Below are 14,213 nucleotides of genomic sequence, written 5' to 3'. Positions count from 1 at the left end.
AAAATTAATGTCTATTGAAATCCATGTGCCCGATATCGGTTCAGATGAAGTTGATGTAACAGAAATTCTGGTCAGTGTCGGCGATAAAGTAGAAGCAGAACAATCACTCATCACCGTTGAAGGTGACAAGGCGTCGATGGAAGTTCCGTCTCCGCAGGCAGGGGTTGTTAAAGAAATTAAAGTGGCTGTGGGCGACAAAGTCAGCACCGGCTCTTTCATCATGGTATTTGAAGCAGAGGCCGCAGCAGCGGCTCCTGCTCCGGCAGCTCAGGCTGCCGCACCGGCTGCTCCGGCGGCTGCTGCCGCATCCGCACTGAAAGAAGTTCATGTGCCGGATATCGGCGGTGATGAAGTTGACGTGACTGAAATCATGGTCAGCGTCGGCGATACCGTGACTGAAGAACAGTCTCTGATCACCGTTGAAGGCGACAAAGCGTCAATGGAAGTTCCGTCTCCGATGGCGGGCGTGGTTAAAGAGATCAAAGTTGCTGTCGGCGATAAAGTCAGCACCGGTTCCCTGATCATGGTCTTTGAAGTTGCGGGCGCAGCACCGGCGGCACAGCCTGCCGCAGCCGCTCCGGCTCCTGCAGCAGCGGCACCTGCCGTGGCAGCAGACAAAGAAATCCATGTACCGGATATCGGCGGTGATGAAGTTGACGTGACTGAAATCATGGTCAGCGTCGGCGATACCGTGACTGAAGAACAGTCTCTGATCACTGTTGAAGGCGACAAAGCCTCAATGGAAGTCCCGTCTCCGATGGCCGGTAAAGTTAAAGAAATCAAAGTAGCTGTCGGCGATAAAGTCAAAACCGGCTCTCTGATCATGGTATTCGAAGTAGCGGGTGCAGCACCTGCTCCGGCAGCACAGCCAGCCGCCGCCGCACCTGCGGCCGCAGCACCGGCGTCTGCACCGGCAGCGAAAGCCGCTCCGGCAGCAGCTCCGGCTGCGGGTAATGACTTCGTTGAGAACGATGCTTACGTTCACGCAAGTCCGGTTATCCGCCGTCTGGCCCGTGAATTCGGTGTGAACCTGGCGAAAGTCAAAGGGACAGGCCGTAAAGGCCGTATCCTGCGCGAAGACGTTCAGGCTTATGTGAAAGATGCGGTGAAACGCGCTGAAGCAGCTCCGGCTGCAGCAGGCGGCGGTTTACCTGGCATGCTGCCATGGCCGAAAGTGGACTTCAGCAAGTTCGGTGAAGTGGAAGAAGTTGAACTGAGCCGTATTCAGAAACTGTCCGGCGCTAACCTGAGCCGTAACTGGGTGATGATCCCGCACGTTACGCTGATGGACGAAGCGGATATCACTGATGTTGAAGAATTCCGCAAACAGCAGAACAAAGAAGCTGAGAAGAAACAGCTGGGCGTGAAAATCACTCCGCTGGTCTTCGTGATGAAAGCTGCTGCCAAAGCGCTGGTCGAAATGCCGCGTTTCAACAGCTCTATCACCGAAGATGCACAGCGTCTGATTCTGAAAAAATATGTCAATATCGGTATCGCGGTAGACACCCCGAACGGCCTGGTTGTTCCTGTCATTAAAGACGTGAACAAAAAAGGTATTCTGGAACTGTCTTACGAACTGGCTGAAATCTCCAAAAAAGCCCGTAACGGTAAGCTGACTTCTTCTGATATGCAGGGCGGATGTTTCACCATCTCCAGCCTGGGCGGTATCGGGACAACCGGTTTCGCACCGATTGTTAACGCACCGGAAGTGGCTATCATGGGTCTGTCACGTTCATCCATGAAACCGGTATGGGACGGCAAACAGTTTGTTCCGCGTCTCATTCTGCCAATGTCACTCTCCTTCGACCACCGTGTGATCGATGGTGCTGACGGCGCCCGCTTCATCACGCTGATTAATCAGTACATGAGCGATTTACGCCGCCTGGCGATGTAAGCAATTACACTGAGACCGGTGCAGAGCCGGTCTCAGTGGCGCAGGCTGAAACGTGCTCATCCCGGATAACGGGAGTCAGGTCACAGAACTGCGCCTTTCCAGGTTGTTAACAATTTTGTAAACTGCTCTCAGTGTGTACGTCCCGGTGGAATATATGTCGTCTGACCCGCCGGACAAACAATTAAGAGGTCACGATGAGTACTGAAATTAAAGCCCAGGTCGTTGTACTTGGTGCGGGCCCTGCAGGGTATTCAGCGGCTTTCCGCTGTGCTGACTTAGGTCTGGAAACTGTCCTGATTGAACGCTATTCAACCTTAGGTGGTGTCTGCCTGAACGTAGGTTGTATCCCGTCTAAAGCATTACTGCATGTTGCTAAAGTGATCGAAGAAGCGAAAGCGCTGGCTTCTCACGGCATCGTGTTCGGCGAACCGCAGACCGATATCGATAAAGTCCGTCTGTGGAAAGAGAAAGTTATTTCTCAGTTAACCGGCGGTCTGGCCGGTATGGCGAAAGGCCGTAAAGTGACTGTTGTGAATGGTCTCGGCCAGTTCACCGGCGCAAATACTATCGAAGTCAACGGTGAGAAGGGTAAAACCACTATCACGTTTGACAACGCGATTATTGCTGCGGGTTCACGCCCGATCCAGCTGCCGTTTATCCCGCACGAAGATCCGCGTGTCTGGGATTCAACTGATGCACTGCAGCTGAAAACCGTCCCGGGCCGTCTGCTGGTCATGGGTGGTGGTATCATCGGTCTGGAAATGGGTACCGTATACCACGCGCTGGGTTCACAGATTGATGTTGTTGAAATGTTTGACCAGGTCATTCCTGCGGCAGACAAAGATATCGTTAAACTGTTCACCAAACGTATCAGCTCCAAGTTTAACCTGATGCTGGAAACCAAAGTGACTGCCGTTGAAGCCAAAGAAGATGGTATCTATGTCACAATGGAAGGCAAGAAAGGCCCTGCAGAACCACAGCGTTACGACGCGGTTCTGGTGGCTATCGGCCGTACCCCTAACGGTAAACTGCTGGCGGCTGATAAAGCCGGTGTTGAAGTTGACGATCGCGGTTTCATTCACGTTGACAAACAAATGCGCACCAACGTGCCGCACATCTTTGCTATCGGCGATATCGTCGGTCAGCCGATGCTGGCGCACAAAGGTGTTCACGAAGGTCACGTGGCAGCCGAAGTTATCTCCGGTCTGAAACACTACTTCGATCCGAAAGTGATCCCATCTATTGCCTACACCGAACCGGAAGTGGCATGGGTTGGTCTGACCGAGAAAGAAGCGAAAGAGAAGGGCATCAGCTACGAAACAGCAACCTTCCCGTGGGCAGCTTCCGGCCGTGCAATCGCGTCTGACTGCGCTGAAGGTATGACCAAACTGATTTTCGACAAAGAATCTCACCGTGTTATCGGTGGTGCGATTGTCGGTACTAACGGCGGCGAGCTGTTAGGTGAAATCGGCCTGGCTATCGAAATGGGTTGTGATGCGGAAGATCTGGCACTGACCATCCACGCTCACCCGACGCTGTACGAATCAATCGGTATGGCGGCTGAGATTTACGAAGGCAGCATCACTGACCTTCCGAATCCGAAAGCGAAAAAGAAAAAGTAATCAGCTGACCCGGTAACCACGTTGTTACCCGGCTGAAGATAAAAATCCGGTTGCCTCTGGCGCCGGATTTTTTTTATTCCCTGCTGTCAGCACCCGCCTGTGTATTCATAGACAAACCGGTATTATTCAGATATTAATAATTTTAGCGTGCTGACCGCCGTTCCCGGTGCAGCAGAACTACGCAAACGACCGTTTTTTGCATTTCCGGCGTAATCAATAATCGTGCAGATTCCTGTTTAAAACGGCATAACACTGGTGAAACGGGTAAGCAGCAAGTTTAATTCACTAATGTTATTCAGCTCACAAATTGTTTATGTTGCTTTAATGTGAATGAATTAACAATGTGTTTAAATTTTGATATGCTGAAACCCCGTTGCCGGGCACTCATAAAAAACACAAAGCAAGGAGTACGTCGTGCTGGAAAATTACCGCAAGCACGTTGCCGAACGTGCAGCACAAGGGATCGCCCCTAAGCCATTGGAAGCCGCTCAGGTTGCTGAGTTAGTCGAATTACTGAAATCTCCGCCGGCAGGCGAAGAAGCGTTTCTTGTTGATCTGATTACCAACCGTGTACCGCCGGGTGTTGATGAAGCCGCGTATGTGAAAGCCGGTTTTCTGGCCGCTCTGGCAAAAGGTGAAGCACATTCACCGCTGATCTCCGCTGAAAAAGCCGTTGAATTACTCGGAACCATGCAGGGTGGTTATAATATTCACGCCCTGATTGAATCCCTCGATAATGAAAAACTGGCCCCTGTGGCCGCCAAAGCGCTCTCTCATACTTTACTGATGTTTGATAATTTCTATGATGTGGAAGAAAAGGCGAAAGCCGGTAATCCGTATGCACAGAAAATTATTCAGTCTTGGGCTGATGCAGACTGGTTCCTGGAGCGTCCGCAGCTGGCGGAAAAACTGACCGTCACCGTCTTTAAAGTCTCCGGTGAAACCAATACCGATGATCTTTCACCGGCACCGGATGCCTGGTCGCGTCCTGATATCCCGCTGCATGCACTCGCGATGCTGAAAAACCCGCGTGACGGTATTGATCCGGATGAACCGGGCAATATCGGTCCGGTTAATCAGATTGATCTGCTCAGCAAAAAAGGGTTCCCGCTGGCCTATGTCGGTGATGTGGTCGGTACCGGTTCTTCCCGTAAATCCGCGACTAACTCTGTGCTGTGGTTTATGGGGGATGATATCCCGTATGTGCCGAACAAGCGCGGCGGCGGTATTGTGCTGGGCGGCAAAATTGCCCCGATTTTCTTCAACACGATGGAAGATGCGGGCGCGCTGCCGGTGGAAGTGGATGTCAGCAACCTGAATATGGGGGATGTGATCGACGTTTACCCGTATAAAGGTGAGATCCGCAATCATGACACCAATGAACTGCTGGCGACATTTGAACTGAAAACCGATGTGCTGCTGGATGAAGTCCGCGCCGGTGGCCGTATCCCGCTGATTATCGGCCGTGGTCTGACCGCAAAAGCACGCGAGTCTCTCGGTCTGCCGCATACGGATATTTTCCGTCAGGCGAAACCGGTTGAGAAAAGCAGCCGTGGTTTCTCGCTGGCTCAGAAGATGGTCGGCCGTGCCTGCGGCGTGGCAGGTATCCGTCCGGGCGAATACTGCGAACCTAAGATGACCTCTGTCGGCTCTCAGGACACCACCGGGCCGATGACCCGTGATGAACTGAAAGATCTTGCCTGTCTCGGTTTCTCTGCGGATCTGGTGATGCAGTCTTTCTGCCACACAGCCGCGTATCCGAAGCCGGTGGATGTAAACACTCACCACACCCTGCCTGATTTTATTATGAACCGTGGCGGTGTGTCGCTGCGTCCGGGGGACGGTATTATCCACTCCTGGCTGAACCGTATGCTGCTGCCGGATACCGTGGGTACCGGTGGTGACTCTCACACCCGTTTCCCTATCGGGATTTCCTTCCCGGCCGGTTCCGGTCTGGTTGCCTTCGCAGCGGCGACCGGTGTGATGCCGCTGGATATGCCGGAATCTGTACTGGTGCGTTTTAAAGGGAAAATGCAGCCGGGGATCACACTGCGTGACCTGGTGCATGCTATTCCGTATTACGCTATTCAGCAGGGCCTGCTGACGGTGGAGAAAAAAGGGAAGAAAAATATTTTCTCCGGCCGTATCCTGGAAATTGAAGGTCTGCCGACACTGAAAGTGGAACAGGCGTTTGAGCTGGCCGATGCCTCTGCCGAGCGTTCTGCGGCGGGTTGTACCATCAAACTGGATAAAGCGCCGATCACCGAATACCTCAATTCCAACATCGTCCTGCTGAAGTGGATGATTGCGGAAGGTTACGGCGACCGCCGTACCATTGAGCGCCGTATTCAGAGCATGGAAAAATGGCTGGCGGATCCGCAGTTGCTGGAAGGTGATGCGGATGCGGATTACGCAGCGGTGATCGAAATCGACCTCAATGACATCAAAGAGCCGATTCTCTGCGCGCCGAATGATCCGGATGATGCTCGTCTGCTGTCTGACGTGGCAGGCAGTAAAATTGATGAGGTCTTTATCGGCTCCTGCATGACCAACATCGGACACTTCCGCGCGGCGGGTAAACTGCTCGACAGTCATAAAGGCCAGCTGCCGACCCGCCTGTGGGTGGCACCGCCGACCAAGATGGATGCCGCTCAGCTGACAGAAGAGGGCTATTACAGCATCTTCGGTAAGAGCGGTGCCCGTGTTGAGATCCCGGGCTGTTCACTGTGCATGGGGAACCAGGCGCGTGTGGCGGATAACTCAACGGTCGTTTCCACCTCCACCCGTAACTTCCCGAACCGTCTGGGTACCGGTGCCGATGTGTACCTGGCCTCTGCGGAACTGGCGGCGGTGGCTTCCCTGCTGGGGCGTTTACCGACACCGGCGGAGTATCAGACCTTTATGGATAAAGTGGATGAGACGGCGGAAGATACCTACCGTTACCTCAACTTTGACCAGCTGAATGAGTATACCAAAGTCGCGGATGGCGTGATTTTCCAGACTCAGGTGTGATAGTCAGCATCTGAATCAGTCCGCAGTTTTATTACCGGCGGGAGACAGCAACCACTGTCTCCCGTTTTTTATACCTGTTATCCGGTTAATTACGGTATCAATGTACCTGGAAACGGGATAACCCGCTAAAATAAGAGCAGGTGTTGCATACGTGACAGCGGTAAAGCATTAACAAGAGGTATACAGCGATGGATTATGAATTTTCCCTCGGGATCGACGGGAACGTGATAGTTAAGCTGTCAATGGATCACGAAGCGATCGGTCACTGGCTGAATGAAGAAGTGAAAGGGGATCTCTCGGTGATTGATGAGATAACCGTGGTATTTGACAGTATTAAAGGGCGGGAACAGCAGTGGCAGCGTGTGGGGCATGAATACACTTTGCTGATGGATGATGAGGAAATCATGATTAACGCGAATCAGATTACCTTTGAAACAGATGAGCCGGACGAAGGCATGAGTTATTACGATAATGAAAGTATTGCATTCTGCGGCACAGCTGACTTTATGATTTTACTGGAAAACTATCGTAAATTTATTGTGACCGGCGGGCAGGGCTGAGAATTTTTATTCTGAAATTTTCATTTGTTACGGTAATATAAACCAGAGGTTCTTTACCCGGGGCGATAATCGGTCGGTTATTGCAACAATGTTGTTTTTCTTTATTTCCGGTAACTTATGAGGTGGATGAATGAATGAACAAATCCTGACGGACGGTCTGAATCAGGCAACCGGATGGCTGGCAAATAATCAGGCATTGCTGCTGGATTATGCAGTGAATATTGTGGCTGCCGTACTGACCCTGATTATTGGTCTGTTTGTGGCAAAAATGGCTGCTAAAGCGGTTTCCCGCCTGCTGGCAATGCGCGGCGTGGATGTCACTGTCTCTGATTTTCTGTCCGCGATGGTTCGCTATGCGGTTATTGCCTTCACACTGATTGCGGTGCTGGGACGTCTCGGCGTACAAACCGCATCTGTGATCGCGGTGCTCGGTGCGGCAGGTCTGGCCGTTGGTCTGGCATTGCAGGGGTCACTCTCTAACCTCGCGGCTGGCGTGTTGCTGGTGGTTTTCCGTCCTATCCGTGCCGGAGAATATGTGGTTATCGGTGCGTCAGAAGGGACGGTTCAGAATGTGCAGATTTTTTCCACCACACTGCGCAGCGCGGATGACAAAATCATTGTGATCCCGAACGGTAAAGTGATTGCGGGTGATATTATTAACGTGACCCGTGAACCGGATCGCCGCCGTGACATTATTGTCGGTGTGGCCTACAACGCGGATATTGATCAGGTCAAAGAGATTCTGACAGAGATCGTCGCGGCTGACCCGCGTGTCCAGAAAGAGAAGGGCATCGTGGTGCGTCTCAATGAAATGGCGCCGTCTTCTCTGAATTTCGTTGTCCGCTACTGGACAAAAAACGGCGATTTCATGGATGTATACTGGGATCTGCTGGAAAACTTCAAGCGCGCACTCGATAAGCATAATATCGGCATTCCGTTCCCGCAGCTTGATGTGCATATGCATCAGAATAGTCAGCAAACACAGGCATAACAGGTGTATATTATCAGCGGTGCCCCTTTCGGGTGCCGCTTTTTTTTGCCGTACTGTGAGAGATTATGATGAGCGAGCATTTACTTCATTTTATTCCTGAGACACTGAGTTATATCCCGGATGCTGAGCAACAACAGGCTGCGGAGCAGTATCTGAGTGAGTGGATGGCGGCTGACGATATTATGCATCAGGCGGATCCGGACGTTATGTTCTGGTCCGGCAGTGAAAATTTCCGTTATCCGCTTTGCCCTGTCTGCCGTAAGCCGGTTTCCGGTGTCTGGTGGGGCGCACAGATGAATGCGATTTTTGCGGTCACCGGACAGGCGCGAATTTCTGCGGCGCTGACACCACGCAATACCCCCTGCTGCGGGGCGCCGGTCGTTATTCCGGAGATGGATTACGATGAAACCGGTGGTTTCGCGTGTTACGGGCTGACAGTCCGTTATAACAACAGTTTTATTGTCTGCATGGATAACGGGCGTGACGAAATTATCCATCGTGTGAGTGAATGTCTCGGTACACCGGTGCGTCTGGTCTGGGAGTGGATCTGACAGCATTTTTCCGTGTGTTATTAGCCGCAGTAATGGTCCATTAATGGTATTAATTTCACTAATACTGAAATCCCGGTAATATTCATTCCATCCGGCGTGGATTGAATAATTATCGGGATTTTTTGCATGTTATCGACTTATTTTCAGGGGTTATTACTTGGCGCAGCAATGATACTGCCGCTCGGGCCGCAAAACGTATTTGTATTACAGCAGGGGAGCCGTAAACAGTACCATCTGATGAGTGCATTTTTATGCACGCTGAGTGATGTTTTACTGATCACGGCCGGGGTCTTCGGCGGCAGTGCGCTGCTGAGCCAGTCAGTGTGGCTGATGGCATTGGTTACCTGGGGCGGCGTGGCGTTTTTGCTGTGGTACGGCTGGGGGGCACTGCGGGCAGTTTTTACCGCTGATACCGCGCTGACCATGCAGGAACAGGTGGTCCGCAGTCGCTGGCGGGTGATTATGACGCTGGTGGCTGTTACCTGGCTGAATCCGCATGTTTATCTGGACACCTTTGTGGTGCTGGGCAGCATCGGCGGGCAACTCGGTTCTGATATGCGGATCTGGTTCACCGCCGGGGCAGTCTGTGCATCAATATTGTGGTTCTTCGGCCTGGCGCTGCTGGCGGCATGGTTCTCTCCGGTGCTGCAAAAACCGGTTTCACAGCGGATTATCAATCTGTTTGTCGGTTCGGTGATGTGGTATATCGCGATACAATTAGCTTTAAAAGGATTGAATATTTCTTATTAATCCGAAATATTGTTTCGTCAGAGTGTGGTAGTGTTACTAATTCCGGCATAACATTCTGTTATGTGACCGGTTTAAAACAGAAGGAGGATATGTGAAACTGAAATCTCTTGCTCTTGCCGCTATGGTTGCCCTGGGTGGTTACGCGGCAGCTGCTCAGGCAGCGGAAACACCGGCAGGCCCGCATATTTCAACCTCCGGCAGCGCCGTGATCCAGGCTGAGCCTGATATGGCGACACTGTCCATCAATGTGACAGTAAAGGAAAAAGATGCGTCAGCCGCCAAAGCACAGGCAGATAAACGTGTGGCGCAATATTTTGATTTCCTGAAAGCACAGGGAATTGAAAAGAAAGACATTAATGCGGCCAATATCAGTACCAGTCCGGATTATGTCTATGACAAAGAGAAAGAAGAGTCCGTTATCCGTGGTTATAACGCCTCACGCTCTGTGACAGTGAAAGTGCATGACCTGAACAAACTGAACACACTGCTCGACGGTGCGCTGAAAAGCGGGCTGAATGATATCAGTGCCGTTGAGTTCGGGGTGAATAATCCGGAGAAATACCGTGAAGAAGTACGCCAGAAAGCGATTTCTGATGCGATTTCACAAGCCAAATCGGTCGCAAAAGGCTTTGGTACTGAGCTGGGTGCGGTTTACAGCATCGGTTACAACGCACCACAGCCGGTTCCGGTAATGGCGCGTAATAAAATGATGCTGGCCGCCGGCGCACCGGCAGCAGTCTCTGCGGATGAAACCTATGAACAGCAGACTATCGATTTCCGCGACCAGGTGGATGTCGTGTTTGAACTGAAACGTTAAGCCGTTTCAGGCTGCTCCTGCCGTAAGGTCTGACGCCCGTGTTTCAGCAGGGCGTCAGTCACCCGGCGCATGGTGGCACTTTCCGGTGCAAACCGGTGCCAGTACAGCATCCGGCGCTGAAACAGCCCCGGTGTCAGATCCAGTAACTCTCCCCGCTCCAGTTCATCCGCAATCTGCAAATGCGGGATCATACAACAGGCTGAGCTCTGTTTTGCCAGCTGCACAAACGCTTCTGAGGAATTGAGTACGTGGCTCGGCACACTGCCGGGGGCGAGGTCAAAATTAGTCTGTAAAAAGGCCATGTGCATGTCATCGAGATAATCAAACGCCACAGCCGGAGCTTTCAGCAGGGCACTGCGGCTGACACCGTCAGGAAAATAACGGGCGGCAAATTCCGGTGAGGCGACAAAGAGGTAATCCAGCGCGCCAAGTTGATCCGCCAGACATCCGGGCAGCGGACGCGGCTGAATACTGACCGCACCGACCACTTCCCCGCGCCGCAGGCGTTCATGAGTCCGCGATTCATCTTCCACCTGAATATTCAGACGGATAGACAGGTCAGCCAGAACATGACGCAGTGCCGGGAGCAGCCAGGTCGCGAGGCTGTCGGCGTTGACCGCCAGAGAGATCAGCGGCGGCTCAATATTCCCGGCATCATCCCCCAGCCATTCCGCTTCGAGTAATTCCACCTGATGCAGCAGGCCGAGCAGCTTCTGGCCTTCTTCAGTCGGACGCGGCGGCACGGTACGCACCAGCAGCGGCTGCCCGAACAGATTTTCCAGCTGTTTGATGCGCTGCGAAACGGCAGACTGGGTAATACAGAGTTTCTGTGCAGCCCGCTCAAAACCACGTTCACGGATAACAGCGTCCAGCGCCTGCAGGGCACGATAATCCGGTCGTCTCATGGCGGTTTTCTCCTCTTTTTTATAAGTCATTCACAATATGCCACAATTCGCATTCCGGGGGAGAAATAATTGCTATAATTATTGCGGGCTATGCCGGTGGCATAGGATGACGACGAAAAGGCAATAACATGACTCAGGATGAATTAAAAAAAGCGGTTGGCTGGGCAGCATTAGAATTCGTGAAGCCGGGCACCATTGTCGGTGTGGGCACCGGGTCCACCGCATCTCACTTTATTGATGCACTGGCAACCATGAAAGGCCAGATTGACGGCGCGGTATCCAGCTCTGTGGTCTCAACCGAAAAACTGAAAAGCTACGGCATTCCTGTGCTGGACTGCAATGATGTGGACAGCCTGGACGTGTATGTCGACGGCGCGGATGAAATTGACCACCATATGAATATGATCAAAGGCGGTGGCGCAGCACTGACCCGCGAGAAAATCGTGGCAGCTATCGCGAAGAAATTCATTTGTATCGTGGATGAAAGCAAGCGTGTTGATATTCTCGGTAAATTCCCGCTGCCGGTGGAAGTGATCCCGATGGCGCGTTCTTATGTGGCGCGCGAGCTGGTCAAACTCGGTGGTCAGCCGGAATACCGTCAGAATGTGGTAACAGATAACGGTAACGTAATTCTGGATGTCTACAACCTGGAAATCCTGAATCCGGTTGAGCTGGAAAATAAAATCAACGGTATCGCCGGTGTGGTGACCGTTGGTTTATTTGCTAACCGTGGTGCCGACGTGGTGCTGATGGGTACTCAGGATGGCGTAAAAACCATTAAATAAATCAGTACTATATCTGTCATATTCAGATGCTGAATAAGGAACCGGAAACGGTTCCTTTTTTTATTTTTTTAAAATCATAAATTTCGGTGATATATATCACAATTTTGTCTTTGATATGGCCAAAATATCAGCTCTCAGCGGCATTTTTTCATTTTCTCCTGTAAACCTGCCTTTTCCCTGTGACTTGTTCTGTGACTTGTACAGGAGCGTGTATTGCGGAGACGTTATTTTTTGTTATTTTGATGTGAGGACAGGACATTTCGGGAACTTAACAAAAGGCAGGGTCATGGTAAAAGTATCACTGGAAAAAGATAAAATTAAATTTCTGCTATTGGAAGGCGTACACCAGAGTGCGGTAGACAGTCTGAAAGCAGCGGGTTATTCAAATATTGAATATCATAAAGGCGCATTATCCACGGAAGAATTAAAAGAAGCGATCCGTGATGCACGCTTTATCGGTATCCGATCCCGTACCCAACTGACGGAAGAGATTTTTGCCTGTGCGGAAAAACTGGTCGCCGTCGGTTGTTTCTGTATCGGGACTAACCAGGTTGATCTCGATGCAGCGGCAAAACGCGGTATTCCGGTCTTTAACGCGCCATTCTCAAACACCCGTTCCGTGGCTGAGATGGTGCTGGGCCAGTTATTACTGCTGCTGCGCCGTATTCCGGAGGCGAATGCCAAAGCGCATCGCGGTATCTGGGATAAACAGGCGAAAGGCTGCTACGAGGCGCGCGGTAAAAAGCTGGGGATTATCGGTTACGGCCATATCGGGACACAGCTGGGTATCCTGGCGGAATCCATCGGTATGGATGTCTATTTTTACGATATCGAAAACAAACTGCCGCTCGGTAATGCCACTCAGGTGCGCCATCTGTCTGAGCTGCTGAATATGAGTGATGTGGTCAGCCTGCATGTGCCGGAAACGGAATCCACCAAAAATATGATTGGTAAACATGAGTTTGAGCTGATGAAACCTGGGGCAATTTTTATTAACGCCTCACGCGGCACAGTAGTGGATATCCCGGCTCTGAGTCAGGCACTGGCATCAAAACACCTGTCCGGCGCGGCAGTGGATGTGTTCCCGTCTGAACCGGCGGCCAACAATGACCCGGCAGATCCGTTTATTTCAGAGCTGATTGGGTTTGATAATGTCATTCTCACCCCGCATATCGGCGGCTCCACTCAGGAAGCACAGGAAAATATCGGGTTTGAGGTCGGCGGTAAGCTGGCGAAATATTCCGATAACGGCTCGACGCTCTCTGCGGTCAACTTCCCGGAAGTGTCACTGCCGGTGCATGGCCAGAATGCCAACCGTCTGCTGCATATCCACGAAAACCGCCCGGGACTGCTGACCAGCATCAACCAGGTCTTTACTGATCGCGGTATTAATATCGCGGCGCAGTATCTGCGGACGGCGGGTGATCTGGGTTATGTGGTTATCGACATTGTGGCGAATAACAAAGATGAAGCTGACGACGTTCTGCTGCAGTTGAAAGCGCTGCCGGGAACTGTCAGAGCACGTCTGTTGTTCTGAGAGCGGTGATTGCTCTGCGGATAACGGGCAAAAACGAAAAGTCGCGGTAAACACATCCCTGTGCGCTCAGGCGCGTCATCCATGACGCGCATGCTTTTCGTTTCATTTGCCCGTTAACCGCTGTCGCTGTCAGCAGCAGATGGATTATTTATCTAATTGTTTATACTGATTTATTTATGTTCCGGCCACAGCCAGCGACGTGATGGCGTGATCACTTCCGGCAGCGGGACATCCCACTGTGCGGCAGGAAGTTCATCAACCTGCTGACAATCATGTGCCAGCCCCACCGGGTAAAACCCTTTCTTCTGCCAGCCTGTCAGTGTGCGGTCATAAAAACCGCCGCCCATCCCGAGACGCTCTCCTTTTTCATCAAACGCGACCAGCGGAATAAACATAATATCCAGTTCCTGCGGCGGTAATACCTGTGTGACATCCAATGCCGGTTCTGAAATTGAAAATTTGTTTTTAATCAGCGGGGTATCAGGGCGATAAGCAAGGAATAACAGATGATGGCGGCTGAACGGGTGAAGAACAGGTAAAAATACCTGTTTTCCCTGTGACCACAGCCACTCTGTCAGCGGACGGGTATCAATCTCACTATCAAAAGAGAGAAACAGGGCAATATTATTGGCGCGGTGTATATCAGGGTGATGAATGATTTGCTGAACAAGGTCTTGTGCGGCAGTGTTTTGCTGCTGAGGTGTCAGCGCACGGCGCTTATTGCGGATTAACTGACGCAGATGATGCCGCGCTTGTAACAACGGGTCATGAGTCATAGTGAAATCAGCG

Annotated in this window: 12 protein-coding genes; 10 read left to right on the top strand and 2 right to left on the bottom strand. The window is 51.7% G+C overall.

Features of this window, described 5'->3' with window-relative positions; translation table 11 throughout:
- The first annotated feature begins 7 nt into the window (after positions 1–7).
- The 8 genes from aceF (at position 8) to HMPREF3119_RS08245 (ending at position 10,197) form a co-directional block, all read left to right on the top strand.
- Entirely contained in the window at positions 8–1,894 is a 1,887-nt protein-coding gene (gene aceF, locus HMPREF3119_RS08280; RefSeq protein ID WP_004238361.1) for a pyruvate dehydrogenase complex dihydrolipoyllysine-residue acetyltransferase, read from the top strand.
- A gap of 194 nt (positions 1,895–2,088) precedes the next feature.
- A complete protein-coding gene (gene lpdA / locus HMPREF3119_RS08275) occupies positions 2,089–3,516 on the top strand; it encodes a dihydrolipoyl dehydrogenase (RefSeq protein WP_004238360.1) in 1,428 nt (475 codons plus the stop codon).
- A 414-nt stretch (positions 3,517–3,930) separates the two neighbouring features.
- Positions 3,931–6,528: a bifunctional aconitate hydratase 2/2-methylisocitrate dehydratase gene (gene acnB / locus HMPREF3119_RS08270; protein ID WP_070579304.1), complete on the top strand. Its 2,598-nt coding sequence runs from the start codon at positions 3,931–3,933 to the stop codon at positions 6,526–6,528.
- Between the two features lie 188 nt (positions 6,529–6,716).
- On the top strand, positions 6,717–7,088 hold the full coding sequence (locus tag HMPREF3119_RS08265) for a YacL family protein (protein WP_070579301.1): 372 nt from the start codon (positions 6,717–6,719) through the stop codon (positions 7,086–7,088).
- A gap of 130 nt (positions 7,089–7,218) precedes the next feature.
- Complete coding sequence (mscS, locus tag HMPREF3119_RS08260) at positions 7,219–8,079, top strand: small-conductance mechanosensitive channel MscS (RefSeq protein WP_004238357.1); 861 nt, start codon at positions 7,219–7,221, stop codon at positions 8,077–8,079.
- 65 nt (positions 8,080–8,144) lie between these two features.
- Positions 8,145–8,630, top strand: a complete 486-nt coding sequence (locus HMPREF3119_RS08255; protein ID WP_004238356.1) for a hypothetical protein — start codon at positions 8,145–8,147, stop codon at positions 8,628–8,630.
- Between the two features lie 126 nt (positions 8,631–8,756).
- Entirely contained in the window at positions 8,757–9,380 is a 624-nt protein-coding gene (argO, locus tag HMPREF3119_RS08250) for an arginine exporter ArgO (protein ID WP_004238353.1), read from the top strand.
- A 91-nt stretch (positions 9,381–9,471) separates the two neighbouring features.
- The gene (locus HMPREF3119_RS08245) at positions 9,472–10,197 is read left to right on the top strand and encodes an oxidative stress defense protein (protein ID WP_015422914.1); all 726 of its coding nucleotides are present in this window, start codon (positions 9,472–9,474) and stop codon (positions 10,195–10,197) included.
- Here HMPREF3119_RS08245 and HMPREF3119_RS08240 read toward each other — a convergent pair.
- On the bottom strand, positions 10,194–11,102 hold the full coding sequence (locus HMPREF3119_RS08240) for a LysR family transcriptional regulator ArgP (RefSeq protein WP_015422913.1): 909 nt from the start codon (positions 11,100–11,102) through the stop codon (positions 10,194–10,196). The genes HMPREF3119_RS08245 and HMPREF3119_RS08240 overlap by 4 nt on opposite strands.
- 128 nt (positions 11,103–11,230) lie before the next feature.
- Between HMPREF3119_RS08240 and rpiA the strand changes: the two genes are divergently transcribed.
- Positions 11,231–11,887, top strand: a complete 657-nt coding sequence (gene rpiA / locus HMPREF3119_RS08235; protein WP_004238350.1) for a ribose-5-phosphate isomerase RpiA — start codon at positions 11,231–11,233, stop codon at positions 11,885–11,887.
- Between the two features lie 286 nt (positions 11,888–12,173).
- Positions 12,174–13,424: a phosphoglycerate dehydrogenase gene (serA, locus tag HMPREF3119_RS08230; protein ID WP_004238348.1), complete on the top strand. Its 1,251-nt coding sequence runs from the start codon at positions 12,174–12,176 to the stop codon at positions 13,422–13,424.
- A 170-nt stretch (positions 13,425–13,594) separates the two neighbouring features.
- Here the strand turns inward: serA and HMPREF3119_RS08225 are convergent, their stop codons facing one another.
- Entirely contained in the window at positions 13,595–14,200 is a 606-nt protein-coding gene (locus HMPREF3119_RS08225; protein WP_070579297.1) for a 5-formyltetrahydrofolate cyclo-ligase, read from the bottom strand.
- Between the last annotated feature and the right edge of the window lie 13 nt (positions 14,201–14,213).

Origin of the sequence: Morganella sp. HMSC11D09, assembly GCF_001807955.1 — a bacterium.
Classification (GTDB): Bacteria; Pseudomonadota; Gammaproteobacteria; order Enterobacterales; family Enterobacteriaceae; genus Morganella; species Morganella morganii.
Note: the sequence above shows the minus strand (reverse complement) of the source record. Positions and strands in the feature narration are given on the sequence as shown.

Coding starts and splice junctions, on each gene's coding strand:
- rpiA (WP_004238350.1), top strand. CDS start 11,231: ATGACTCAGGATGAATTAAAAAAAGCGGTTGGCTGGGCAGCATTAGAA.
- HMPREF3119_RS08225 (WP_070579297.1), bottom strand. CDS start 14,200: ATGACTCATGACCCGTTGTTACAAGCGCGGCATCATCTGCGTCAGTTA.
- lpdA (WP_004238360.1), top strand. CDS start 2,089: ATGAGTACTGAAATTAAAGCCCAGGTCGTTGTACTTGGTGCGGGCCCT.
- HMPREF3119_RS08240 (WP_015422913.1), bottom strand. CDS start 11,102: ATGAGACGACCGGATTATCGTGCCCTGCAGGCGCTGGACGCTGTTATC.
- HMPREF3119_RS08255 (WP_004238356.1), top strand. CDS start 8,145: ATGATGAGCGAGCATTTACTTCATTTTATTCCTGAGACACTGAGTTAT.
- mscS (WP_004238357.1), top strand. CDS start 7,219: ATGAATGAACAAATCCTGACGGACGGTCTGAATCAGGCAACCGGATGG.
- aceF (WP_004238361.1), top strand. CDS start 8: ATGTCTATTGAAATCCATGTGCCCGATATCGGTTCAGATGAAGTTGAT.
- HMPREF3119_RS08265 (WP_070579301.1), top strand. CDS start 6,717: ATGGATTATGAATTTTCCCTCGGGATCGACGGGAACGTGATAGTTAAG.
- argO (WP_004238353.1), top strand. CDS start 8,757: ATGTTATCGACTTATTTTCAGGGGTTATTACTTGGCGCAGCAATGATA.
- serA (WP_004238348.1), top strand. CDS start 12,174: ATGGTAAAAGTATCACTGGAAAAAGATAAAATTAAATTTCTGCTATTG.